At 44.3% G+C, this 24,022-nt stretch carries 23 protein-coding genes and 2 pseudogenes; 23 read left to right on the top strand and 2 right to left on the bottom strand.

What is annotated here, in order from left to right; genetic code table 11:
* Positions 1-18: 18 nt before the first annotated feature.
* The 7 genes from infB to G573_RS0101055 all read left to right on the top strand — a co-directional run bounded on the left by infB (position 19) and on the right by G573_RS0101055 (position 8,010).
* Complete coding sequence (infB, locus tag G573_RS0101025; protein WP_027974991.1) at positions 19-2,766, top strand: translation initiation factor IF-2; 2,748 nt, start codon at positions 19-21, stop codon at positions 2,764-2,766.
* 252 nt (positions 2,767-3,018) lie between these two features.
* Complete coding sequence (gene rbfA / locus G573_RS0101030; protein ID WP_027974992.1) at positions 3,019-3,369, top strand: 30S ribosome-binding factor RbfA; 351 nt, start codon at positions 3,019-3,021, stop codon at positions 3,367-3,369.
* A 72-nt stretch (positions 3,370-3,441) separates the two neighbouring features.
* On the top strand, positions 3,442-3,978 hold the full coding sequence (locus tag G573_RS0101035; RefSeq protein ID WP_027974993.1) for an LOG family protein: 537 nt from the start codon (positions 3,442-3,444) through the stop codon (positions 3,976-3,978).
* A 135-nt stretch (positions 3,979-4,113) separates the two neighbouring features.
* Positions 4,114-4,557, top strand: coding sequence for a CopY/TcrY family copper transport repressor (locus tag G573_RS0101040; protein ID WP_027974994.1), 444 nt, complete (start codon positions 4,114-4,116; stop codon positions 4,555-4,557).
* Positions 4,554-6,782: a heavy metal translocating P-type ATPase gene (locus G573_RS0101045; protein ID WP_027974995.1), complete on the top strand. Its 2,229-nt coding sequence runs from the start codon at positions 4,554-4,556 to the stop codon at positions 6,780-6,782. Before G573_RS0101040 ends, G573_RS0101045 begins: the two co-directional genes overlap by 4 nt.
* A 14-nt stretch (positions 6,783-6,796) precedes the next feature.
* The gene (copZ, locus tag G573_RS0101050) at positions 6,797-7,000 is read left to right on the top strand and encodes a copper chaperone CopZ (RefSeq protein WP_027974996.1); all 204 of its coding nucleotides are present in this window, start codon (positions 6,797-6,799) and stop codon (positions 6,998-7,000) included.
* A gap of 182 nt (positions 7,001-7,182) precedes the next feature.
* On the top strand, positions 7,183-8,010 hold the full coding sequence (locus G573_RS0101055; RefSeq protein ID WP_037586657.1) for a Cof-type HAD-IIB family hydrolase: 828 nt from the start codon (positions 7,183-7,185) through the stop codon (positions 8,008-8,010).
* A 228-nt stretch (positions 8,011-8,238) separates the two neighbouring features.
* Here G573_RS0101055 and G573_RS0101060 read toward each other — a convergent pair whose 3' ends face one another.
* On the bottom strand, positions 8,239-8,745 hold the full coding sequence (locus tag G573_RS0101060) for a YgjV family protein (protein ID WP_211218562.1): 507 nt from the start codon (positions 8,743-8,745) through the stop codon (positions 8,239-8,241).
* Between the two features lie 243 nt (positions 8,746-8,988).
* Here G573_RS0101060 and G573_RS0101065 point away from each other — a divergent pair, with 243 nt between their 5' ends.
* The 10 genes and pseudogenes from G573_RS0101065 (at position 8,989) to G573_RS10785 (ending at position 17,640) form a co-directional block, all read left to right on the top strand.
* Positions 8,989-9,855: an ABC transporter ATP-binding protein gene (locus G573_RS0101065; protein WP_027974999.1), complete on the top strand. Its 867-nt coding sequence runs from the start codon at positions 8,989-8,991 to the stop codon at positions 9,853-9,855.
* Positions 9,856-10,713 carry an ABC transporter permease gene (locus G573_RS0101070; RefSeq protein WP_027975000.1) on the top strand — a complete coding sequence of 286 codons (858 nt, stop codon included), beginning with the start codon at positions 9,856-9,858 and terminating at the stop codon, positions 10,711-10,713.
* A gap of 13 nt (positions 10,714-10,726) precedes the next feature.
* A complete protein-coding gene (locus G573_RS0101075) occupies positions 10,727-11,185 on the top strand; it encodes a LytTR family DNA-binding domain-containing protein (protein WP_027975001.1) in 459 nt (152 codons plus the stop codon).
* A 13-nt stretch (positions 11,186-11,198) separates the two neighbouring features.
* Positions 11,199-11,606: a DUF3021 domain-containing protein gene (locus tag G573_RS0101080; protein ID WP_027975002.1), complete on the top strand. Its 408-nt coding sequence runs from the start codon at positions 11,199-11,201 to the stop codon at positions 11,604-11,606.
* A 69-nt stretch (positions 11,607-11,675) separates the two neighbouring features.
* A complete protein-coding gene (gene nagA, locus G573_RS0101085; protein ID WP_027975003.1) occupies positions 11,676-12,836 on the top strand; it encodes an N-acetylglucosamine-6-phosphate deacetylase in 1,161 nt (386 codons plus the stop codon).
* Between the two features lie 314 nt (positions 12,837-13,150).
* Complete coding sequence (locus G573_RS0101090; protein WP_027975004.1) at positions 13,151-13,990, top strand: aldo/keto reductase; 840 nt, start codon at positions 13,151-13,153, stop codon at positions 13,988-13,990.
* Between the two features lie 143 nt (positions 13,991-14,133).
* The gene (locus tag G573_RS0101095; RefSeq protein WP_027975005.1) at positions 14,134-15,252 is read left to right on the top strand and encodes an S-(hydroxymethyl)glutathione dehydrogenase/class III alcohol dehydrogenase; all 1,119 of its coding nucleotides are present in this window, start codon (positions 14,134-14,136) and stop codon (positions 15,250-15,252) included.
* 11 nt (positions 15,253-15,263) lie between these two features.
* Entirely contained in the window at positions 15,264-16,097 is an 834-nt protein-coding gene (gene fghA / locus G573_RS0101100) for an S-formylglutathione hydrolase (protein ID WP_027975006.1), read from the top strand.
* Between the two features lie 49 nt (positions 16,098-16,146).
* Positions 16,147-17,100: pseudogene (locus G573_RS11575) on the top strand (aldo/keto reductase).
* Between the two features lie 186 nt (positions 17,101-17,286).
* On the top strand, positions 17,287-17,640 hold the full coding sequence (locus G573_RS10785; protein ID WP_245543122.1) for a MerR family DNA-binding protein: 354 nt from the start codon (positions 17,287-17,289) through the stop codon (positions 17,638-17,640).
* Positions 17,641-17,746: 106 nt separating this feature from the next.
* On the opposite strand, the gene G573_RS11370 is transcribed toward G573_RS10785, so the two are convergent.
* Positions 17,747-17,896 (bottom strand): hypothetical protein, encoded by a 150-nt coding sequence (locus G573_RS11370; protein ID WP_156888781.1) that lies wholly within the window; start codon positions 17,894-17,896, stop codon positions 17,747-17,749.
* Positions 17,897-18,034: 138 nt separating this feature from the next.
* On the opposite strand from G573_RS11370, the pseudogene G573_RS10790 reads away from it, so the two are divergent.
* The 6 genes and pseudogenes from G573_RS10790 to glyS all read left to right on the top strand — a co-directional run.
* Positions 18,035-18,433, top strand: a pseudogene (locus G573_RS10790) (transposase); the annotation flags it as partial.
* Positions 18,434-18,634: 201 nt separating this feature from the next.
* Positions 18,635-19,069, top strand: a complete 435-nt coding sequence (locus G573_RS0101125) for a hypothetical protein (RefSeq protein WP_027975007.1) — start codon at positions 18,635-18,637, stop codon at positions 19,067-19,069.
* Between the two features lie 2 nt (positions 19,070-19,071).
* Positions 19,072-19,356 (top strand): hypothetical protein, encoded by a 285-nt coding sequence (locus tag G573_RS0101130; protein WP_027975008.1) that lies wholly within the window; start codon positions 19,072-19,074, stop codon positions 19,354-19,356.
* Positions 19,349-19,897, top strand: a complete 549-nt coding sequence (locus G573_RS0101135) for a DUF6036 family nucleotidyltransferase (protein ID WP_027975009.1) — start codon at positions 19,349-19,351, stop codon at positions 19,895-19,897. The genes G573_RS0101130 and G573_RS0101135 overlap by 8 nt, the downstream gene beginning before the upstream one ends.
* Positions 19,898-20,770: 873 nt before the next feature.
* Positions 20,771-21,688: a glycine--tRNA ligase subunit alpha gene (glyQ, locus tag G573_RS0101140; RefSeq protein WP_027975010.1), complete on the top strand. Its 918-nt coding sequence runs from the start codon at positions 20,771-20,773 to the stop codon at positions 21,686-21,688.
* Positions 21,688-23,724, top strand: coding sequence for a glycine--tRNA ligase subunit beta (gene glyS, locus G573_RS0101145; protein WP_027975011.1), 2,037 nt, complete (start codon positions 21,688-21,690; stop codon positions 23,722-23,724). The genes glyQ and glyS overlap by 1 nt, the downstream gene beginning before the upstream one ends.
* Positions 23,725-24,022 lie beyond the last annotated feature (298 nt).

Consider the following 24,022-nt stretch of genomic DNA (forward strand, 5'->3'; position numbering starts at 1 on the left):
AGAATAGGAGGACAAGATTTGTCTAAGAAAAGATTATACGAAATTGCCAAGGAAATTGGCAAAGGAAGTAAAGAAGTTGTCGAAAAGGCAAAATCGTTGGGCCTAGAAGTAAAAAGCCACGCTTCGAGCGTGGATGAGCAGGATGCTAAACGCATTGCAGAAAGTTTTACAGCACCGCAAAAGCCAAAAGCTGCAGAAGCTCCAAAAGAAGCGGAAAAACCGCAGGATAAGCAACCGGCTGCAGATGTTAAAACAGAAGCTAAGCCGGCCCGCCCAAGACCGCAAAACCGGAATTTCAAGGCAGAACGTGAGGCGCGTGCTAAGGCAGAGGCAGAACGCCGTGCCAGCGGCAATCGCAATGAAGGGCGAAATGGCCGCGGGAATGACCGACGAAATGACAATCGTCATCAAAACCGTCAGGATAATCGCCGAGGTGACAGCCGCAACCGCGGCCGTCAAAATGACAATCGCCGCGATAACCGCAATCAAGCTGCTAATCGCCAGGCTGCTTCAAGAGGAAATCAGACAGAAGCGCGTGTGGACTTTAAGGCGCGGGCAGCTGCTTTAAAAGCAGAGCAGAATGCTGAATATTCCCGTCAAAGTGAAGTGCGTTTCCATGAAGCGCAGGAAGCTAAGCGTCGTCAAGCGGCAGAGGCTCAGGAAAAGGCCAGAAAGGCTAAAGAGGAAGAGCTGAGCACTGCAGCAGCGCTTGCTCAGGCGGCACCTGCGGTACCGCTGCAAAGTCAGCCGGCAGCACCGGCTCCAAGTCCGGCTGCAGCAGATAAGCGTCGGAAAAAACAGGTTCGTTCGGATAAATCACGTGATTTTGCACGTGAGAATGAGGATGGACCAAAACAAAACAAAAATAAGAAAAATCGGAATAAGCAAAACCAAGTGAGAAACCAAAGAAATAGTAATTGGAATAAGAAAAACAAAAAAGGCAGAAATAATCGCAATCATGACAGCAGTCCAAAACCTGTGACTGAGCGCAAGTTCCATGAATTACCTAAGGAATTTGAATATACAGAAGGTATGACGGTTGCTGAGATTGCAAAACGTATCAAGCGTGAGCCTGCAGAAATTGTTAAGAAACTCTTCATGATGGGCGTTATGGCGACGCAGAACCAATCTTTGGACGGAGATACTATTGAACTTTTGATGGTGGATTATGGTATTGAAGCGCATAAGAAAGTTGAGGTTGATGCAGCCGATATTGAGCGCTTCTTTGTTGAAGATGATTATCTCAATCCGGAAAATATGGTTGAGCGTGCGCCCGTCGTGACGATTATGGGACACGTTGACCATGGTAAAACAACGCTCCTTGATACGCTTCGCAATTCACGTGTTGCTACAGGTGAAGCGGGCGGTATCACTCAGCATATCGGAGCCTATCAGATTGAAGAAGCCGGCAAGAAAATTACTTTCTTAGATACACCGGGACACGCTGCCTTTACCAGCATGCGTGCCCGCGGAGCCTCTGTCACCGACATCACTATTTTGATTGTTGCGGCTGATGATGGGGTTATGCCTCAGACCATAGAAGCGATTAACCACTCAAAGGCAGCCAATGTACCGATTATTGTTGCGATTAACAAGATTGATAAGCCCGGAGCTAACCCAGAGCGTGTCATTGGAGAATTGGCAGAGCATGGCGTTATCTCAACCGCTTGGGGCGGTGACTCTGAATTTGTCGAAATCTCAGCAAAATTCGGCCAAAACATCGAAGAACTGCTGGAAACTGTTCTCCTTGTTGCGGAAATCCAAGAGCTCAAGGCAGACCCAACAGTTCGTGCGATCGGTACTGTCATTGAAGCCCGTCTGGATAAAGGTAAGGGAGCAGTGGCTACGCTTTTAGTTCAGCAGGGAACACTGCATGTTCAAGACCCTATCGTTGCCGGGAACACTTTCGGCCGTGTCCGTGCTATGACTAATGATCTGGGCCGCCGTGTTAAAACTGCTTTGCCATCAACACCGGTATCAATTACTGGTTTGAATGAAGCGCCTATGGCGGGAGACCATTTTGCGGTTTATGAAGATGAAAAAGCTGCTCGTGCCGCCGGTGAAGAACGTGCTAAGCGTGCGCTGATGAAACAGCGTCAGTTGACTCACCGCGTCAGCCTTGACAATCTCTTTGATACCCTTAAGGCCGGTGAAGTGAAATCGGTTAATGTTATCATCAAGGCAGATGTTCAAGGTTCGGTTGAAGCCCTAGCATCATCTCTTCTTAAGATTGATGTTGAAGGTGTCAAGGTAAATGTTGTCCATTCAGCCGTTGGTGCTATCAATGAATCAGATGTGACCTTGGCTGAGGCTTCTAACGCTGTCATTATCGGCTTCAATGTCCGTCCGACACCGCAGGCTCGCCAGCAAGCAGAAGCTGATGATGTTGAAATCCGTCTGCATTCAATCATTTATAAGGTCATTGAAGAAGTGGAAGATGCCATGAAAGGTATGCTGGATCCGGAATTTGAAGAAAAAATTATCGGTGAAGCTCTTATCCGTGAAACCTTCAAGGTTTCTAAAGTTGGCACAATCGGCGGCTTTATGGTAACCAGCGGCAAAGTGACGCGTGATTCCAGCGTTCGCGTTATCCGTGATGGTGTCGTTGTTTTTGATGGTAAACTGGGCAGCCTTAAACATTACAAAGATGATGTCAAAGAAATTTCTAACGGTCAAGAAGGCGGACTGATGATTGAAAACTACAATGACATTCAAGTTGATGATGCCATTGAAGCTTATGTCATGGAAGAAATCAAGCGCAAATAAGCTTCTTGAATTAAAATTTCGGACTTGCTGGAGGAGCGGCTTTCTTCCGGCAGGGGAATCGGCAAGGTTTCTTTGCCGTCTACAGTCTTAATTCGTGAATTTCTCGCTAAAAAGAGAAGTGTCGAAAATTTATTGAAAGGAATTGAACCCGAAGGGAGAGTTTGCCATTTAGTTAAGCTGCCTAAGAAATTAAAATTTCTGCTCGGTTTTCTAATATGTAGCTGCTCTTCGTTCGCTTTTGGTATCATAATTATGACTAACCACCGTGTTGACCGTGTCGGTATGGAGATTAAGCGTGAAGTCAACGAGATTTTGCAAAAGAAGGTCCGTGATCCCCGCGTTCAGGGAGTAACGATAACGGATGTGCAAATGCTGGGCGACTTGTCCTTAGCTAAGGTCTATTATACTGTTATGAGTGATTTGGCTTCTGAAGGGCAAAAGGCTCAGACTGGTCTTGAAAAAGCGACCGGAACTATTAAGCGTGAGTTAGGGAAGAACCTGACCATGTATAAGATTCCGGATCTTCAGTTTATCAAGGACGAATCCATTGCTTACGGCAATAAAATTGACCAAATGCTGCGTGATCTCGAAGCTAAGAAATAAGGTGAAAGAGGCTGTTTGTCCCAGCCTCTTTTGTGCTATAATGAAAGGCAGAATGGAGATGTAAAACAAGTCATGAATATCACAGTTTACTTGGGTGCCAGCGTAGGTAAAGACCACATTTACAAGGAAAAAACGATTGAACTGGCAGAATGGATTGCAGCTAACAGCCATATTTTGATTTACGGCGGCAGCAATGTCGGACTGATGGGAGTTTTGGCAGACAAGGTACTGGAAAGAGGGGCAAAGGCTTACGGTATTATTCCTGACTTTTTACAAAAACGGGAGATTGCTCACGAGAACCTGACAGGGTTACAGGTGGTTGAGGATATGGATGAGCGCAAGGCTCTCATGATGGAAGAAGGAGATGCTCTTATTGCTCTGCCCGGCGGTCCGGGAACGCTTGAAGAAATCAGCGAAGCCATTTCTTGGGCGCGTGTTGGGAAAAATCCCAAGCCCTGCATACTTTTCAATATTGATGGCTACTATGATTTTTTGCGGGCCCAGTTTGATCATATGGTAAGCCAAGGTTTTCTGACGCAGACCGATCGTGAAAAAATTTTATTCTCAGATAATTTGGAAGAAATTGCGCGTTTTATTGCGCATTATTAGCCATCAAGAGTGCAGAAGCTTAGAATATTGAAAGACAGTTTTAGGGCTGTCTTTTTTAAAAGCTCATTGTTGACAAATGTAGACAAGTAGTTTAAAATAAATCTACAAACGTCAACGAAAGGAATGCAAAAGGTCATGGGAAACATTTCAAATGCAGAATGGGAAGTCATGCGGGTTGTTTGGGCCAAGCAGCCGACAACCAGCAGGGCTATTATTCAAGTCTTGGGCGAGGCCTATGATTGGTCCGCTTCGACTGTTAAGACACTGATTACACGCTTAGCTGACAAAGGCTTTTTAAGCAGTCAGCGACAGGGAAAAAAGTATATTTATTCTAGTCTTATCTCAGAACAAGAGGCTTTAAAACAGCAGGTGTCAGACACTTTTTCGCGTATCTGTGTCACCAAACATCAGGCCTTGATTAAAGAGCTGATTGAGGAGACCCCGATGACTCTGTCTGATATTAAAGACTTGGAAAATTTGTTATTAACGAAGAAAAAAGCAGCAGTTGCAGAGGTTAAATGCAACTGTACACCGGGACAGTGTACATGCCATAAAGATTTGGAGGTGATGTCCCAATGAGTGAAGAAGTATTTTTGATAGACGGGATGACTTGTGCTTCCTGTGCGCTCACTGTTGAAAATGCGGTCAAAAAACTAGATGGTATTAACAGCGCAGTAGTTAATCTGACTACTGAAAAAATGACAATAGACTATGATGCCGGCAAGGTCGATGAAGCAGCTGTTTCCAAGGCTGTTGCGGATGCGGGCTATGGTGCTAAAGTTTACAACCCAAAAACTGCAGAAAGTCAGGAAGATCGTGAAGAACACAAGCTGACAGCTATTAAAAAGCGTCTTTTCTGGGCTTCTGTCTTTACCATACCGCTCTTTTACATTTCCATGGGAAGTATGATAGGGCTGCCGCTGCCTGGTTTTTTGGCCCCTGAGGCGGCACCGCTCACTTATGCTGGTATTTTGCTGCTTTTGACTATTCCTGTTGTCCTATTGAGCCGGAATTTCTATGATAATGGCTTTCGCTCACTTTTCAAAGGCCACCCCAATATGGATTCCCTCGTTGCTTTGGCGACCACAGCGGCCTTTCTTTACAGTCTTTACGGAACTTATCATGTTTATCTGGGACATGTTCATCATGCCCACCATCTCTACTATGAATCGGTAGCTGTCATTTTGACCTTGATTACCTTGGGAAAATATTTTGAAACCTTATCTAAAGGCCGAACATCAGATGCCATCAAAAAGCTCATGCACTTATCGGCAAAAGAAGCTGTCATCCTGCGCGATGATAAAGAAGTTCGCATTCCTATTGAAGACGTAGCGATTGGTGATCATATCTTGGTAAAACCAGGTGAGAAAATTCCGGTGGACGGCCGTGTGCTTTCCGGACATTCGGCTATTGATGAGTCCATGCTGACCGGGGAGTCCATTCCTATTGAAAAAACAGCAGACAGCCCGGTTTACGGCGGTTCGATCAATGGTCAGGGCAGTCTGGTGTTTGAAGCAGAGAAAGTTGGCAGCGACACTCTTTTGTCACAGATTATTAAACTGGTTGAAGATGCTCAGCAGACCAAGGCTCCTATTGCTAAAATCGCTGATAAGGTATCCGGTGTTTTTGTCCCTGTTATCATTGTTATTGCCTTGTTGACAGGACTGTTCTGGTATTTTGTGATAGGACAGGATTTTACCTTTTCAATGACAGTTAGCGTAGCTGTCCTTGTTATTGCCTGCCCTTGTGCATTGGGCTTGGCAACGCCGACCGCTATTATGGTAGGAACGGGCCGGGCTGCTGAAAATGGTATCCTTTACAAACGCGGCGATGTGCTGGAATTAGCTCATCAAATGGATACAATTGTTTTTGACAAGACAGGCACCATCACTCAGGGCAAGCCGGAAGTTGTTAACAGCTTTTCCTACCGTTCTGATGTCTCTGTGCTGCAATTAACAGCATCTTTAGAAGCTCTGTCTGAGCACCCTTTAAGTCAGGCGGTTGTGGACTATGCCCAAAAAGAAGGACATACCCTGCTTGAAGCTAAGGACTTCACGTCGCTAACAGGTTTTGGGCTCAAAGGCCGTGTCGCTGGTATCGAGCTTTTGGTGGGCAATGAAAAACTCATGCTGCAAAATCATATTTCTCTTGAGAAGGCTGAAAGTGATTTCAAACAAGCGACCGCTAAGGGGCAAACTCCGATTTTTGTAGCGGGAGGCGGTCAGCTTTTGGGCCTGATGACGATTGCTGATAAGGTCAAGCCTGACAGTAAAGCAACCGTTAAAGCTTTGCAGGATATGGGTATTGAAGCGGTCATGCTGACCGGTGACAATGAAGAGACAGCCAAGGCTATTGCTAAAGAAGTCGGCATTACGGCAGTAATCAGTCAGGTTCTGCCCCAGGAAAAAACACAGGCCATTCTTGATTTGCAGGCCAAAGGCAAGAAGGTTGCCATGGTTGGAGATGGGATCAATGACGCTCCGGCGCTTGCAACGGCAGATATTGGTATTTCCATGGGTTCAGGAACAGATATTGCCATGGAGTCTGCAGATATTGTCCTCATGAAACCGGCCATGCTTGATATTATCAAGGCTCTCAAAATCAGCCGGGCTACCATTATCAATGTCAAGGAAAATCTATTTTGGGCTTTTATTTACAACATCTTATCTATCCCTATCGCAATGGGTGTTCTTCATCTCTTTGGCGGACCGCTGCTTGACCCGATGATTGCCGGTCTGGCTATGAGTTTTAGTTCCGTTTCTGTTGTTTTAAATGCCCTGCGGCTTAAAATCGTAAAATTATAAAAGGAGAAATTATCATGGAAAAAACATATCGTATTAACGGTTTAAAATGCCAAGGCTGTGTTGACAACGTCACCAAACGTTTTTCAGAATTAAAAAAAGTGGACAGCGTCACAGTTGATCTTGACAAAAAAGAAGTCACTGTGACAGGAAATCCCAGCAAATGGTCTTTAAAACGTGCTCTAAAAGGGACAAAGTATGAACTGGGAGCAGAAGTTTAGTCATTTTCGACGGTGTTAACATAAGAAGCAGGAGAATCTCAGCCTTTATGTTTAGAGGCTCTCCTGCTTTTATTTTTGATTTTTAGGCCGACTATCAAAAGCTGACAGTTTCACGGGGTGTGATATCCCCGTAAATATGGTAAACTAGTTAATAGATTGATTTAGAAAAGGTCGTAATTATTTTGCTTAAGTTAATTGCTATTGATATGGACGGAACACTCTTAGACAGTCAAAAAGAGCTTCCGCAAAGAAATATTGATGTCATTCAGGAAGCAGCTCAGCAAGGACATAAAATCGTGATTTGCACCGGCCGCATTCAAAAGGGTGTAGAGCCCTATTTTGACAGGCTGGGCTTAGCGGCGAAAGAAGAGTATGCCATTTTGAATAACGGCTGTTCTCTTCACACCATCAGTGAAGACTGGCAGCTGCTAAGTTATCATAATCTGGACTTTCACGATGTCCGCTATCTTTACAGCCTTTTAGATAATTATCCCGAGGTTTATTTGACCTTGATTGCTGATGTGGATTATTTGGTGCTGGCTGATGAGGTGCCGGACTTGGTGGCCTATGATGCCAGCCTAGTTTTCACAGAGCCTCAGCCGGTTTCTCTGGCAGATGTGAAAGCCCAAACCAAACCGGTTTTTCAGGCTATGTACATGGGGGAGCCTGATGTTTTAGACGCTTTTCAGGCTGACTTTGAAGCAGAATTGTCTGAGAAATTTAGCATGGTCAGAAGCCAGTCCTACCTTTTTGAAGCCATGCCTAAGGGCATTACCAAGGCAAGCGGTTTAAGAGAGTTAGCTCAAAAATTAGACGTAGATACAAAAGATATTGTGGCCTTGGGTGATGCGGCCAACGATCTTGAAATGATGAAGGCGGCCGGATTCAGTGTGGCCATGGGCAATGCTGCTAAAGAGGTTAAAAAAATTGCAGATGCCGTCACCAGCTCAAACGATGAAGCCGGCGTAGCTGAGGCTATTCAAAAATATGTCTTAGAAGCTAAAGAGTAACAGTGTGACTGCTGTAATGAGTATAAAAGCGAGACAATAAGAGAGTGGGACAAAAATCTCAAACTCTTTTAATTTATGAAACATCACATATTTAACGCAGTGGTTTATTGGAAGTCCTTATCCCTTGCTGCGCAAGTGATAGCGGCCATCCTAATAAACTATGCGGGGGTGGGAATACGAACCAAAATTTTCAATTTTTAGGTTCTTTCCCACTCCCTGTTTTTGTATTTACAGTTTTTGGCGGTTGATATGATGTTTGTAAATAGCCAGCAGTGTTGATAAGCTGATGAAAATATCCATACAAACAGCGGGATAGGCTTTAATGGTGATGTCATAGATGAGCCACAGCAGCATGTTTTCGATGATGAGCCAGCGCAGGATCTGCATTTTAGAGGTTAGAAAGGTTGTCAGGGTGTAAGACACCGAAGAGATGATTGGCAGAAAGCCGATGACTCCTAAATTATTGACATAGCTGCCCAGGCTGATCTGGATTAAGACCAGACAAAGGGTGATCCATTTGGTATTTTTTTGCTTGATAATCAGTGTATTTCTGATGATGGAGACACTGATAGTCAGAGCACCTGTATAGCCGCCTAAGAGGAGGTTGGCTATCATGGTGAAAATATAATCGCTGATTTGCCAGATTAGCATCTGCTGTTTATTTTTGGTAAAGGAAGAATAGGTCAGGCAAAAAGCGCCCAGACCGGAAAAAATCATTGCTATAGGAAGTTTCATTAGTCATCACCCTGTTTTGTTAGGAACACAGAAAAAGAACACCTGGTGTGTCGCTACTCTTTATTATAAGCAAAAGAATTCAAAAAGCCAATCCCCATTTCACGTGACAGTCTTGAGGAAGCAAGATTTCATTTTCCTTATTCAGCGTCTTATCCCTGCATTTTGACCTCTTATCCAAAAAGCCGAGATTTTTTAGTGGGCTTTTGTTAGACTACAGTCAGATAGATAAGAAAGGAGTTCATTATGCTAGTCAAAACGCAAGGTCTCGTTAAAACTTACGGCAAACATATCGCGGTCAATAACCTAAATGTAAGCATTGAAAAGGGGAGCTTTACCGCTATTTTAGGCCCTAACGGTGCCGGTAAATCTTCTACCATCCAAATGCTCATCGGCCTCTCCCAGCCTGATGCCGGCAAAGTCATCTACACGCAGGAGGCAAAAATCGGAGTGGTTTTTCAAAACAGTGTCTTAGATGATATGCTGAGCGTTAAGGAAAACTTACAAATTCGGGCACGCCAGTACAAGAAGGTTGCCCCTCAAAAGATAGAGGAGCTCGTTGACAAGCTGGGGCTGACGCATTTTATCAATCAAGCCTATGGAAGCCTGTCAGGAGGGCAAAAAAGACGTGTTGATATCGCCCGTGCGCTGCTTAACAGTCCTGATATTCTCTTTTTGGATGAGCCGACAACAGGTCTTGATATTCAAACCCGGCAGGCCATCTGGGATTTGCTGAATCAGCTTCAGCAAAAAGATCAGCTGACCATTGTTTTAACAACTCATTATCTGGATGAGGCAGACAGTGCTGATATGGTCTATATTGTTGACCATGGACAAGTCATTGCTCAGGGCACAGCCAGCCTCATCAAGGAAAAATATGCCAAGAATATCCTTAAACTGCAGAGTAATCAGATAAACAGCCTTCTGGATTGTTTGAGAGATGCCAGTCTGATTGAGCAAGTCAGAGGAAATGAAGTCATCTTAAGGCCTGAAACGGCTGAACTGGCTATGGATATTCTTAGCCACTGCCGAGACTTTATTCATAATTTTGAATTTCGTCCCGGCACCATGGACGATGCTTTTATGACCTTAACCGGACGGGAGGTACGTTAGATGTTTGCTTTGATTAAACGTAATTGCATGCTTTATTTCCGTAACCGCAGCGGTGTGATTTTCTCGCTGATGGGGGCACTTATTTCTTTCATTCTTTATCTTGTTTTTCTCAAGGATAATATTGAGTCTTCTTGGTCACGTATTGACGATACCAATCAGCTTTTAGACACATGGCTGATAGGAGGGACGCTGGCTATCACAGGCATTACCACCACCTTATCCAGCCTGTCTCAATGGACAAAGGACAAAGAAAGTCATGTCCGTCAGGACCTCCTGATTACAGATCTTGGCTACTGGCCTTTGTCTTTCAGTTATATTATCAGTGCTGCTCTTGTTGGTTTTGCCATGCAGCTGATTATGCTTGCTATCATGGGAAGCTACTTTTACATCGTTGATCAGGTCAGCTTTTCTTGGTCAGTGTGGCCTCAGCTCATTGCTATCATGCTTTTAAATACCCTGATATCAACCCTGCTTAATGCGCTTTTGGTCAGCCGCATCAGCTCAGTGGACAATCTTGGCAAATTGGCAACTATTTTTGGAGCCGCCTCAGGTTTTCTTGTAGGAACCTATGTTCCTATCGGTGCACTTCCGGACTTCGCCCAAACCCTGATGAAATGCACGCCGGGAGCCTACATTGCTTCCTTGTTCAGACAGGTACTTATGTCAGATGCCCTCAAAGATAATTTCCGTCAGGACAGTGCCAGAGAACACTTTGAGAAACTGATGGGAATACGACTGGATTGGCAGGATTTGTTGACAAATGTTCAGACATACTATATAGTGATAGGTATCTTAGCGATTGGGCTTGTTCTTTTCAGTTTGCAAACTGCACTGTTACAGCGCCGAGCCCTTGTTTAGAGAGGTAGATTAGGTGGTAAAAAGTCAATTTGAACTGGATTCACAAATTCCAGTCCATACGCCCCTTGTTTTGGTCAGGGCAGCAGAAAAAACGGATGATATTCAGCGCTTGCTTGATTATATTGATAACTATCAGCTGCCTGCAAGCAGCGCCATTCCCATCAAGAGTATGGATAAGATCATCATGCTCAAACTCAGTGAGATTATCTTGGCTGATGTCAGTCAGACGACCCTGAAAATTTATACCTTAAAGGGTGTCTATACGACAACAGAAACACTGGTTCATTTTTTAAACCGCCTGAATAAATCCAGCTTTATCCAAATTTCAAAGCATGCCCTGATTAATCTTGATCATCTGGAATCACTGTCTGACAGTTTTTCGGGCAATATGATGGCCAAGTTAAGCAACAATATTAAGTCCAGCGTGAGCCGTAAGTATGTTAAACTCCTGATGGCTCAGCTGGGGCTTTAGAAAGGAAGCCGGAATGAAAAAAGTATTCAGTGCTATGCTGTCGGGGCTTCGTACGGGCAGTCTGACCTACCTCTTAGTTCTTCTCTTTGACATTCAGAAATCACCGGTCAGCAAAAGCAATATTATCAGTATTTTAGTCATGAGTGCTGCCATCGGACTGGTCAGTCTTATATTTGAAAGTGAGCGTTTTTCATTTCTGCTGCTTTTGATTGTCCATTGTTCGGTCACTTTGGGACTGGTTTCAGCCATGATGGTTTACAACGGCTGGCAGGATGTTTTGCTTCATTCGCGTTTCTGGCTTGAGTATTTTCTGATTTATGTTATTATCTGGTGCTTTGTGCGTTTGGATATTTATCTCAAAACCCAAAAAATCAATCAAGCCTTGTCAAAGCGCCAGCACTCTAAAAATCAAGAGCAGTAAACTCTTGGTTTTTTATTTATAAAGCAGAAAATTTACTGTATAATATAAAAGAAATGGAGGCATCTTTCAATGACAAAATATATTAAGGCTGATCACTTTTTCTATCCCTATAATGTTAAGGGAAAGGGTTTTTTAGAAATTACGGATGGCCGTTTCGGACAATGGCAGAGCGAAGTGCCGCAGGGAGCTGATATTATTGACTGTACAGGGTATTCAGTAGCGCCGGGCTTGGTTGACACTCATATTCATGGGTATGCCGGTGCTGATACGATGGATAATAGCGGAGCTTCGCTGGAGAAAATGAGTCAAGCCTTGCTGGCGGCAGGGGTGACAAGTTTCTTACCGACAGCTTTGACAGCGTCGTTTGAAGAATTGAAGGCCATTTGTGAGACCGCCGCAGATTTTGCAGGTCAGGAAACCGGGGCTAGGATTCAAGGTCTTTATTTTGAAGGACCCTACTTTACGGAGACCTATAAAGGAGCGCAAAATACGTCGTACATGCGCAATCCCAGCTGTCAGGAACTGGATGCCTGGCTATCAGCCAGTCAGGGACTTTTAAAGAAAATAGCTATCGCACCGGAGCGTGAGGGCAGTGAAGCCTTTATCCGCTATGCCAGAGAAAAAGGAGTAACAGTCGCTCTGGGACATTCCAATGCGACCTACCAGCAGGCTGTTGAAGCCGTTGAAGCCGGGGCCAGCGTCTGGGTGCATGCTTACAATGGGATGCGCGGACTCAGCCACCGTGAACCGGGCATGGTAGGAGCAGTCTATAATCTCCCTAACACCTATGCAGAGCTTATCTGTGACGGACATCATGTCACACCGGTAGCTTGCGATATTTTGATGAAGCAAAAGGGACACCAGCAAGTAGCTCTCATTACTGACTGTATGAGTGCAGGAGGCTTAGCAGACGGAGATTATATGCTGGGAGAATTTCCGGTGATTGTGGCCAATGGCACAGCACGGCTCAAAGACGGCGGCAATCTTGCAGGATCTGTTTTGGAGCTCAAAGACGGTCTCAAAAATGTCGTTGATTGGGGAATTGCCAGCAAAGCTGAAGCTGTCCGCATGGCCAGTCTCATTCCGGCTCTCTCTTTAGGACTTGATCAAGTCTGCGGTCAGATTAAGGCCGGACATAAAGCGGATTTTATTGTTTTGGATCGTGATTTCGAGCTGCAGGCTACTTATATCGCCGGAGAAAAGAAATACGAGAGTTCCAATAAGTCCTAAAAGATTTTTGACTAAAGGCACTGGGAACACCTGATAAAATGAAGCATTGGGAGACTTTCAGCCATCTTTTCGCTATGAAGGAAAAACTTGACTTAGTCCTGCTCTAAGGTGTTAAGATAAAAAGTGAAGATGCAAGGTTTTCACTGCCCAAAAGCTAAAACTGTTTTTGGTTCCTGCCGAATCTGATTTGGGTTTTTCCTGAGCCTTGCCTGCAGGAGGCGGGATTGTTTTAATTTGGTTTATTTTTGCTTCCTTGCATTTTTGAATTTATGTGGTACTTATTATCACAGGACAGTACATAAGGAGGATATCTAATGGTTAGTGTTTACACAATGAATGATGGTTTGACCATTCCAAAAGTTGGTTTTGGGACTTTTAAGGCGGCTGACGGTGAAGAAGCTTATCAATCAACTTTAGAAGCTATTAAAGCTGGCTACCGTCATATTGATACAGCAGCCTATTACCGCAATGAAGAAAGCGTGGGTCGGGCTATAAAAGACAGCGGTATTGCGCGTGACGAGCTTTTTGTGACGACAAAACTGTGGAATGACGCTCACAGCTATGAAGGTGCAAAAGCAGCGCTGGCGGCTTCCTTAGAAAGACTGCAGTTGGATTATGTCGATCTTTATTTGATTCACTGGCCTAATCCTAAGGCTATTCGCGATCATTGGCAGGAAGGCAATGCTGAGGCTTGGCGCTATATGGAAGAAGCTCAGAAAGCAGGCCTCATCCGCTCAATTGGCGTCAGCAATTTCTTGGTGCATCATCTGGAAGCTCTGGCCAAAACCGCTAAAGTGACGCCTGCCGTCAATCAAATCCGCTTGGCACCGGGCTGCTATCAGGAAGAAGTGGTGGATTATTGCCGCAAGCACGACATTGTCATTGAAGCTTGGGGACCGCTTGGTCAGGGAGAAATTTTCAGCAATGCGGATATGAAAGCCTTGGCTGAAAAATACGATAAAACAGTTGCTCAGGTGGCACTTGCCTGGTCCTTGTATGAAGGCTTTTTGCCGCTGCCAAAATCAGTTCATAAAGATCGTATCAAGGAAAATCTGGATTTTACAGATATTCAGCTGAGTGCTGAAGATGCTGATGCGATAAGGCATCTGGCAGGTGCAACACCGGCACCTGATCCAGACACTAAGGATTTTTAAGGGCTAAATATAAGTCTGAGGCGGGACTGCCTCAGACTTGTCTTTATTTATTCTATATGACAGGCTTATGAAGTAAAAGCAGCACCCAGCAGCCTGCTTGGGACTGCTGTTTATTTTTAGCTAAACTACTAAAGGAGACAGTTATGGATTATATTAAAACACGTGCCGCAGTTGCCTGGGCACCAAATGAACCGCTGAAAATCGAAGAATTAGATCTCATGCCGCCGCAGGCAGGCGAGGTTATGGTTCGCATCACAGCAACAGGGGTCTGCCATACAGATGCCTACACCCTTTCAGGCAAAGACGCAGAAGGTGTTTTTCCCTGTGTGCTCGGCCATGAAGGAGCAGGGATTGTTGAGGCTGTTGGCGAAGGTGTCACAGAGTTTCAGGTAGGCGACCACGTTATTCCCCTTTACACAGCTGAGTGCGGCAAATGTGAGTTTTGCCTGTCAGGTAAAACAAATTTGTGCTCGGCTGTCCGTGAAACACAGGGTAAGGGACTGATGCCCGACGGCACCGTGCGCTTTTTCAAAGACGGTCAGCCCATCTATCATTATATGGGAACATCAACTTTTTCAGAACACACGGTAGTGTCTCAATATTCTTTGGTCAAGATTCAAGAAGAAGCACCGCTGGAAGAAGTCTGTCTGCTGGGCTGCGGCGTAACAACCGGTATGGGAGCTGTTCTCAATACGGCTAAGGTTGAAGAAGGAGCAACTGTCGCAATCTTTGGACTTGGCGGTATCGGTCTGGCTGCCATTATTGGCGCTCGTATGGCTAAGGCCTCTCGCATCATTGCCATTGATGTCAATCCGGATAAATTTGAAAAAGCGAAGGAGCTGGGAGCTACTGATTTTGTCAACCCCAATGATTACGATCAGCCAATTCAGGAAGTCATTATTGATATGACTGGCGGCGGTGTGGATTATTCCTTTGAATGTATCGGAAATGTTGAGGTTATGCGGTCTGCCTTGGAATGCTGCCACAAGGGTTGGGGTGAGAGTATCATTATCGGTGTGGCACCTGCCGGTGCAGAAATCCATACCCGTCCCTTCCAATTGGTAACCGGCCGTGTTTGGCGCGGGTCTGCTTTTGGCGGTGTTAAAGGGAAAACGCAGCTTCCGGGTATTGTGGCTCAGTATATGGACGGTGAATTTGCTCTCAGTGATTTCATTACGCATACCATGCCTTTGGAACAAATCAACGATGCCTTTGACTTGATGCATGACGGCAAGTCAATCCGCACGGTTATTCATTACTAAGGAGGCTGTCTATGAAACAACTGTCTAGAACAAAGAGCTTCGGCGGCTGGCATGAGCGCTACAGCCACCAGTCACAAACGACCAAGACAGAAATGACCTTTGCGGTTTATCTGCCGCCTCAAGCAGGCTATCAAAAGGTTCCTGTCTTATATTTCCTGTCAGGCTTGACCTGTACAGATGAAAATTTTTCAACCAAGGCCGGTGCCCAGCAATATGCAGCTAAGTATGGTCTTGCTCTTGTAATACCGGATACCTCGCCGCGAGGAGAAGGTGTGCCTGATGATGAGGCTTATGACTTAGGTCAGGGAGCCGGCTTTTACCTCAATGCGACCCAAAGCCCGTGGGATAAGAACTACCGCATGTATGACTATGTTGTTGACGAGCTGCCGGCGCTGATTGAAGCCAATTTTCCGGTAACAGATAAACGCTCTGTTTTTGGCCACAGTATGGGCGGCCACGGTGCTTTGCAAATCGCTTTGAAAAATCCTGATCGCTATGCATCGGTCTCAGCTTTTGCACCGATTGTCAATCCGAGTGCAGTTCCTTGGGGGCAAAAAGCTTTTAGAGCTTACCTCGGTGAAGATCAGACCGCTTGGGCAGCTTACGACAGTACAAAACTCTTGTCACAGGCAGAAAAAGCTGTTCCGATTTTGATCGACCAAGGTTTGGCTGATACCTTTTATTCCGAGCAGCTGCAGCCAGAGATTTTTGCTGCGACTGCCAAAGCCAATGGGATTGATGTGACCTTGGATTTGCATGATGGCTACGACCACAGTTATTATTTTATTGCCAGCTTTGTCGAAAAGCACATTGCTTTTCATGCTCAGCATCTGGGCTTACTCTAAAATATGGAGGAGGAATCTTGTGGAATACAGACAATTAGGAACAACAGACATGTCCATCAGTGCAGTTAGTTTTGGCACATGGGCGCTGGGGCGGCGACTGGGGCATGTCAGTAAAGAGTCTGCTCTGACTGCGCTCAATCACGCTATTGACTGCGGGGTCAACTTTTTTGATACGGCAGATGTCTATGGAAACGGACGCAGTGAAGCCCTTATCGGTGAGGTTTTGAAAGAGCGTTCTGAGCGTGTTTATGTGGCGACTAAATTCGGCCGCCGTGATGATTTCACAAACCCTGAAAACTACACTTATGATAAAGTGCGCAGCTATTGCGAAGACAGTCTGCGCAATCTGCAGATGGAAGCTCTTGACCTCTAACAGATTCACTGTCCGACGACGGAAATTCTGACACAGTCAGATGTCTTTGCCGTCTTGGAAGATTTGAAAAAAGAAGGGAAAATCCGCTATTACGGTGTCAGTGTGGAAACAGACGATCAGGGCAAATTTGTCCTTGAAAATACCAAGGCCAGCAGCCTTCAGGTCATTGTCAATGTTTTGCGGCAAAAGCCTGTTAAAGAAATGATTGCTCTGGCCAAGGAAAAAAATGTCGGAATTCTGGCACGAGTACCGTTAGCTAGCGGTCTTTTGACAGGCAAGTATACCAAAGACAGTGTTTTTCCCGAAAATGACCACCGCAACTTCAACCGCGACGGAGCAGCTTTTAATGTTGGCGAAACTTTTGGAGGGCTCCCTTTTGATAAAGCTATTGAGCTGGTTGAAAAAATCAAGTGGATCGGTGATGAACACGGCGGTTTAGCCAGTGCTTCGCTGAAATGGCTGCTCCAGCAAGATGGAATTACAGCCGTGATTCCGGGATTTAAATCCATTCAGCAGGCAGACAGCAACTTAGCGAGCCTAACAGCCAAACCGTTCCGCCCGGAAGAGCTTGAACGTATTTCGGATTTTTACTGGCAGGAAGTGCATGATTACATCCGTGGAGCCTATTAGTGAACCAAAAAATCGCCTTTATAATGACGGCGATTTTTAACTGTTCAAGCTGCGATGATAGCTTGACTTAGACCCGCTCTAAGGTGTTAAGATAAAGAAAAGGAGGCTGATTATGACAACAATCAGGCAAGTTTCCAACGATTTAGGGCTGTCTGCCATGCTATCCGCTATTATGAAAAAGAAGGAATGGTTGCTATCCCGCGCAATGAACGTGGGATTCGTGATTTTGATGAGCAAAGCATAGACCGCCTAAAAGCCATTGCCCACTACCGCCGAGTAGGAATGAGTTTACAGGATATACGAAGAGTTTTGGCAGAATTTCACAATCATGCCCTGTCGACGGAATTGTTAGAGAAGACCAAGCAGGATTTAGAAGAGCAGATTCGGCATTTGCAGGAGACCCATACCTATCTTGTCGAAAAAATCAAAATTCACCGCCATCTGGCAGAGCTCGAAGCCAAAGGCCTGAGCGATGCGGAGCGGACAGATGCTTATTACGATATCAGAAGGCAAAAAAATGCAGGCAAGGAAAAAGACTAAGGAACCGGAATTTTTGGTCAGTAAAAATGGGGAACTGTATGCCAGCTGGCATCAACAATAAGATATAGACAAAGACGACTTTTGGTTTAAGTCGTCTTTTTAGTACTTAGAATAGATTTAGTTTGATATTTCCGCCAAATTGCGGTTTATTTAAAACAACTTCTGCCAGTTGATTGATTGTTTGATTTCTGTCCTCTTCGGTATAGAATTTTAGCCCTTTTATGACAACGCCATCAACCTCATCTTCAAATTTCAAATCTTCTTGATGGTCATTGATATCTTATATATTTTATATATCAAACTTTTTTGCTTTTTTCATAGTAGAACTTTACACTTTTTGTTTATCTTTGTTCTAAATAATGCTATAATAGACTTAACATAAAGAGGTACCGTTATGACAGTTGAATTTGAGTCTTTATTGGAGTTACAGTCTGCTTTCCCGACAGAACAGTCTTGTATAGAGTATTTGGAAAATATGATTTGGGGTGATATTATCGTCAGCCCTTTTGATGCTTCATCAAAAATCTATAAATGCAAAGGCAATAAATACCGTTGCAAAAATACAGGAAAATACTTCAATGTCAAAACGGGTACACTCTTTGACAATACAAAGGTTGAACTGCGCAAATGGTTTATGGCCATTTGGCTTGTGACCTCGCACAAGGAAAGTATTTCTTCTGTTCAGCTTTCCAAAGATATTGGCGTCACACAAAAGACAGCCTGGTTTATGCTGCAGCGCATTCGTAAGTGTTTTGGTCCTGAAAATAACAACATTCTTGATAAGGCTGTGGAGATGGTATAACGACAAGGAGCTGTCAATGCTCATCCTATAAAGAGATCCGGCACATATTTAACGAAGGAGATTACTAAGGATGTTAGGAGCATTGCCCAGCTTTACACAGATGAATAGCTAGGTTATAATAAAGTGACTGAGAGGTATTAACACGATTGCTTTTAAACGCCTGCGTTCGTTCCAAATACAAGGAGGTGCTCTATGGCTGCTAAACCCCAAACCGATTTGCATTTTGAATTAGAGAGGTCTATTTCCCGCAGAGTTGACAGCAAGTTAATCCCTTACCAAGTTAGCATTTCTGATGATTTTTATGATAGATATACGAACCTGTGGAATGAGAAATTCTCAAAAGACTTTGTCGTAAAACACCGCTCGTTCTATGCTCAATTATCCAAACATTGTATTTATGAGAACCTAGAAATGATGGATAAGAAAGCTGTCGCAAAACGCTTGGCAGAACTGGAAGCCTTGGCTGATATATCAGAGACAAAGGAAGAGTTCAATACTTTCTTTAAGAAAAAGTACAACAAAGAACTGCCTGATTTAACTGAATGGCTGTACCCCAAAAAGCAAGAGCTGTCTGATTTTGATAAAAAGCTGTGGACAGCCATGCACTATAATCCAAGAGGAGACTGACTATGAATTGGTATGAATACATGGTACGGGCCAGCGAACACGCCCAACATGACGGCGATTTATGGTTTCGCTATCTTTATAAGGTTATCCGAGATGATGACACTAAATTAACCTCAGAAGATGTCGAAAGACTGCTTAAAAATCCTACCTTAACACCTTTTCAGAAAATAACCTTGCAGGATGCTCTGACAGAGGGCACGCATACACGAGAACACGTGTTGCAGGCTAATCGAAAGAGCAAGCCTAAAGATATTTTAAAACGGATTAGAGAGGGCGACTATGGATAAGAAAATCCTATTTGAAGCGCTCAATACGGAGTTGGCAAAAGACAGTATCACATTAGAAATTATCTGTGTAGGTGGGTTCGTTCTTGAATATTATAACCTTCGTGGGACACACGATGTTGATGCTTTTTACAATGAAGATGCTAAAGTCAGAAATATTATTAAGGCGGTTGGGGATAGGTTTGGTGTTAATGAACCAGATGAATTATGGCTAAATAATTCCGTTTCCAATCTCAACAGAATACCCTCTAAAACCGTTTGTGAGACAGTTTATAGTTTTTCTCATCTCACAGTTTTAGTTCCAGAACTGCTATATCTTCTTGGTATGAAACTAGAAAGCGGGCGAGATAGGGATAGACAGGATGCTGGCGATATTATCAAATTGATTAAAGTTCTTTCTCCAAAAGAACTTATCAATAAGCTTCAAGACTATGGCTTTCAACCTGATATTTCAATGATTTTAGAAGTTTTTGAAATAGCATACGGAATGGAATGGTTGGCAGAATATATAACTGAAAATCTAGAAGAGTTTACAGATTACTAAAAAACAACTTTCGAAAAGAGTTGTTTTTTCTATATTTTATGGTTGGTAGACAGCTCCCCCAAATTTTTTAGCAATTAACTGTTCCTGCTTGCTTTCATTTTTGAACTGCGCTGCCACAAAATAAGTGAATAGGCTTTGGTATCACTGCGTGATTTCTAAAAAGATTAGACAAGCGGGCTGTTTTCTGCTATAATAGCTGTCGTGAAAGAGTATCATTTCAGAATCTTTTTCAAGCGAGTCCGGGGCGGTGAAAGCCGGATATGAGATTGGAATGGTTGGAGCTTTCTTTGACTATCATCAATAATAAATGAAGTAAAAAATCAGGGTGGAACCGCGTTTCTTAACGCCCCTATGTCGTATGGCATATTGGGAGCTGAGACACGGTTTTTTGTATTCCCAAGCCAGCTGTTTATCAAAAAAGAGCAGTAGCTATGGCGATTTGCCTAGTCCGCTTACATAAAAAATACCGTTTTATGCAAGTGATTATGCAATAGTAATAAAAGAATGGAGAACTATATGTCAAACAAGAGATTGACTTTTCACAGTGTTAGTAGCAGAATTCTCCTTTCACTCGAACTGCTACACGCCCATCGCTGTGGCGAATGAGCTAAACACTGTACTAATTCGTTTTTGCTAGCAATATCGGCTATCAAAAACTCATGTCGCAAGAAATTTTATAATATGGAGGACAGCAATGTCAAAAAAACTAACCTTCCACCCCGTCAAAGGTGCTAGTGCTCCTAAAGGAGCAAGCACCTAACGGCAATCCCTATGAGGATTGCCTAGACGAAGCACTAGCTTTCGTCGCTAAAAATAATCGTTTTAGCAACGAAAGCGTCGCAAGATACACTTATTAAGAAAGAGAGCTAAATTATGTCTAAAAAAATGACATTTCAGGAAATTATCTTGACTTTACAACAATACTGGAATGATCAAGGCTGTATGCTCATGCAGGCCTATGACAATGAAAAGGGTGCAGGAACGATGAGTCCTTATACCTTCCTGCGTGCGATCGGGCCTGAACCTTGGAATGCAGCCTATGTAGAGCCTTCGCGCCGTCCGGCTGACGGCCGTTACGGGGAAAACCCCAACCGTCTTTACCAGCACCATCAGTTTCAAGTGGTTATGAAACCAAGCCCGTCAAACATTCAGGAACTCTATCTGAAATCACTTGAGGTGCTTGGCATCAACCCGCTTGAACATGACATCCGCTTTGTTGAAGATAACTGGGAAAATCCCTCAACCGGTTCAGCGGGTCTCGGTTGGGAAGTCTGGCTTGATGGGATGGAAATCACACAATTCACCTATTTTCAGCAGGTCGGAGGTTTAGCGACCCAGCCTGTGACCGCTGAAGTGACCTATGGTTTAGAGCGTCTGGCCTCATATATTCAAGAAGTTGACTCGGTCTATGAGATTGAATGGGCACCGGGGGTTAAGTATGGAGAAATCTTTACCCAGCCTGAGTATGAACACTCAAAATATAGTTTTGAAATCAGTGACCAGGACATGCTGCTGGAAAATTTTGAAAAGTTTGAAGCAGAAGCCAAACGCTGCCTCGACGAACATCTGGTACACCCGGCCTATGATTATGTGCTCAAATGTTCGCACACCTTCAATTTGCTGGATGCCAGAGGCGCCGTCTCGGTTACTGAACGTGCCGGCTACATTGCCCGCATTCGCAATCTTGCCCGTATTGTGGCTAAGACTTTCGTAGCAGAGCGCAAGCGCTTAGGCTATCCTTTATTGGATGATGAAACTCGGGCACAGCTCTTGAAGGAGGATGCAGAATAATGACAAGGAATTTATTAGTAGAGCTTGGACTTGAAGAGATGCCTGCTTATGTTGTCAAACCAAGCATGAAGCAGCTGCGGCAAAAAATGGGGCAATTTTTAGAAGAAAACCGCCTGTCGTTTGAGAAAATTGAAATGTTTTCCACTCCGCGCCGTCTGGCTGTCCGTGTGGTTAATTTGGCAGATCAGCAAAGTGACTATTCGGAAGATTTTAAGGGACCGTCTAAAAAAATTGCTCTGGATGCCCAAGGGAATTTTACCAAAGCAGCCCAAGGTTTTGTACGCGGCAAGGGCCTGACTACAGATGATATTGAATTTCGTACGGTTAATGGCGAAGACTATGCTTATGTGACTAAAAATGAAGCGGGCAAGCCCGTCAAGGAAGTTCTCTCAGGCGTTATTGATGTTTTAAAATCACTGACCTTCCCTGTCAACATGCACTGGGCTAACCATACCTTTGAATATATCCGTCCGGTTCATACCCTTGTTGTGCTTCTGGATGATGAGGAAATTGATCTTGACTTTCTTGATATCAGTTCCGGCCGCACCAGCAGAGGCCACCGCTTTTTGGGCAAGGAAACCAGAATTGCGTCGGCAGACTCTTATGAAGCCGATCTCGAAGCAGAGTTTGTGATTGCCAGTGCTGCCAAGCGTGAGGATATGATTATTGAGCAAATCAGGGATATTGAAAAAACCTACAATGTCAGTGTTGAAATTGATGAGGAGCTGCTTAATGAGGTGCTCAATCTCGTTGAATACCCGACAGCTTTCATGGGCAGTTTTGATCAAAAGTATCTTGAATTGCCCGAAGAAGTCTTGGTAACCTCAATGAAAACCCATCAGCGCTACTTTGTTGTCCGTGACCAAGCGGGCAAGCTTCTGCCGAATTTCATTTCTGTTCGCAACGGCAACAGCCAGTTTATTGATAATGTTATCAAGGGGAATGAAAAAGTTCTTTTGGCGCGGCTGGAAGATGGTGAATTTTTCTGGCGTGAAGATCAAAAACTGGAGATTGCTGATCTGGTTGAAAAATTAAAACTGGTCACCTTCCATGAAAAAATCGGTTCTTTGCATGAGCACATGATGCGGACCAAGACCATTGCAGCTTATCTGTCAGACTTAGCAGATTTGACAGAAGACGAAAAGGCACAGGTCGAGCGTGCAGCCAGCATCTATAAGTTTGACCTGCTGACAGGCATGGTCGGTGAGTTTGATGAACTGCAGGGTATTATGGGTGAAAAGTACGCTGTCTTAGCCGGAGAAAACCGGGCTGTTGCAGCTGCTGTTCGTGAGCACTATCTGCCTACCAGCAGTGAAGGAGAGCTTCCTGATACTAAGGTAGGGGCAGTTCTTGCCATTGCTGATAAGTTAGATACCCTTTTGTCCTTCTTTTCAGTCGGACTTATTCCAAGCGGTTCTAACGATCCCTATGCCCTTCGCCGGGCCACTCAGGGGATTGTCCGCATCCTTGATAAATTTGGCTGGGAAATTCCGCTGGACGACTTGATTGCCAATTTGTATGAGCTCAAATTCGACAGTCTTGTTTATCAAAATCAGTCCGATGTCATGGACTTTATCCGCGGCCGTGTGGAGAAAATGATCGATGCTTCTGTACCGAAAGACATTCGAGACGCCGTCCTTGACAGTTCAACTCATATCGTTCGTCTGGAAGTTGAGGCAGCAGCAACTCTGACAGAAAAAACCAAGGATCCTAATTTTAAGGCTTCTGTGGAAAGTCTCTCGCGTGTCTTCAATCTGGCAGAGAAAGCAGTCAGTCAGTCAGTTGATACCAGTATTTTTGAAAATGAGCATGAGCAAGAGCTCTACGATGCTGTCACAGAACTTCATTTTACAGAGGACATGACAGAAAATGTGGACAGACTTTTTGCTCTAAGTCCGATTATCGATGCCTTTTTCGACCATACCATGGTCATGGCAGAAGATGAAGCTGTCAGAAACAACCGTTTGGCACTTCTTGCTGCTTTAGGAGAAAAAGCTAAGACCATTGCAGCTTTTAATGAGATTAATACAAAATAATTAAAGACGGCTGCGACACTGTGCAAAAAGACAGCTTCTGCTAGCGTCCTGTGACGCTTGGTTTTTCGTCGTAGACGTCTGAACTCTCTGCGCCTTTCAGGCATTGAGAGTTCTAGTCGTCCTGAGAGGATGCGTCAATGAAATCTCAGATTTCTGACTTACCGCTTATTTTGCTGTGTGTCGCTTACGCCTTTGTATCTTGTTAATTGAACACGGGCTAAAAGCGTCGAGAAAAAGATAGTCTGCCTTATGCGCAAAGCGCATGGCGTCAGCCTCCTATTTTCTTCTCGCTTTCTTA

The organism is Streptococcus devriesei DSM 19639 (assembly GCF_000423725.1).
Classification (GTDB): domain Bacteria; phylum Bacillota; class Bacilli; order Lactobacillales; family Streptococcaceae; genus Streptococcus; species Streptococcus devriesei.

What these genes read in the sequence shown, in the direction of transcription:
- rbfA (WP_027974992.1), top strand. Translation starts at nt 3,019, where the DNA reads ATGACTAACCACCGTGTTGACCGTGTCGGTATGGAGATTAAGCGTGAA.
- G573_RS0101035 (WP_027974993.1), top strand. Translation starts at nt 3,442, where the DNA reads ATGAATATCACAGTTTACTTGGGTGCCAGCGTAGGTAAAGACCACATT.
- G573_RS0101040 (WP_027974994.1), top strand. Translation starts at nt 4,114, where the DNA reads ATGGGAAACATTTCAAATGCAGAATGGGAAGTCATGCGGGTTGTTTGG.
- G573_RS0101045 (WP_027974995.1), top strand. Translation starts at nt 4,554, where the DNA reads ATGAGTGAAGAAGTATTTTTGATAGACGGGATGACTTGTGCTTCCTGT.
- copZ (WP_027974996.1), top strand. Translation starts at nt 6,797, where the DNA reads ATGGAAAAAACATATCGTATTAACGGTTTAAAATGCCAAGGCTGTGTT.
- G573_RS0101060 (WP_211218562.1), bottom strand. Translation starts at nt 8,745, where the DNA reads ATGAAACTTCCTATAGCAATGATTTTTTCCGGTCTGGGCGCTTTTTGC.
- G573_RS0101065 (WP_027974999.1), top strand. Translation starts at nt 8,989, where the DNA reads ATGCTAGTCAAAACGCAAGGTCTCGTTAAAACTTACGGCAAACATATC.
- G573_RS0101070 (WP_027975000.1), top strand. Translation starts at nt 9,856, where the DNA reads ATGTTTGCTTTGATTAAACGTAATTGCATGCTTTATTTCCGTAACCGC.
- G573_RS0101080 (WP_027975002.1), top strand. Translation starts at nt 11,199, where the DNA reads ATGAAAAAAGTATTCAGTGCTATGCTGTCGGGGCTTCGTACGGGCAGT.
- nagA (WP_027975003.1), top strand. Translation starts at nt 11,676, where the DNA reads ATGACAAAATATATTAAGGCTGATCACTTTTTCTATCCCTATAATGTT.
- G573_RS0101090 (WP_027975004.1), top strand. Translation starts at nt 13,151, where the DNA reads ATGGTTAGTGTTTACACAATGAATGATGGTTTGACCATTCCAAAAGTT.
- G573_RS0101095 (WP_027975005.1), top strand. Translation starts at nt 14,134, where the DNA reads ATGGATTATATTAAAACACGTGCCGCAGTTGCCTGGGCACCAAATGAA.
- fghA (WP_027975006.1), top strand. Translation starts at nt 15,264, where the DNA reads ATGAAACAACTGTCTAGAACAAAGAGCTTCGGCGGCTGGCATGAGCGC.
- G573_RS10785 (WP_245543122.1), top strand. Translation starts at nt 17,287, where the DNA reads ATGGTTGCTATCCCGCGCAATGAACGTGGGATTCGTGATTTTGATGAG.
- G573_RS0101125 (WP_027975007.1), top strand. Translation starts at nt 18,635, where the DNA reads ATGGCTGCTAAACCCCAAACCGATTTGCATTTTGAATTAGAGAGGTCT.
- G573_RS0101130 (WP_027975008.1), top strand. Translation starts at nt 19,072, where the DNA reads ATGAATTGGTATGAATACATGGTACGGGCCAGCGAACACGCCCAACAT.
- G573_RS0101135 (WP_027975009.1), top strand. Translation starts at nt 19,349, where the DNA reads ATGGATAAGAAAATCCTATTTGAAGCGCTCAATACGGAGTTGGCAAAA.
- glyQ (WP_027975010.1), top strand. Translation starts at nt 20,771, where the DNA reads ATGTCTAAAAAAATGACATTTCAGGAAATTATCTTGACTTTACAACAA.
- glyS (WP_027975011.1), top strand. Translation starts at nt 21,688, where the DNA reads ATGACAAGGAATTTATTAGTAGAGCTTGGACTTGAAGAGATGCCTGCT.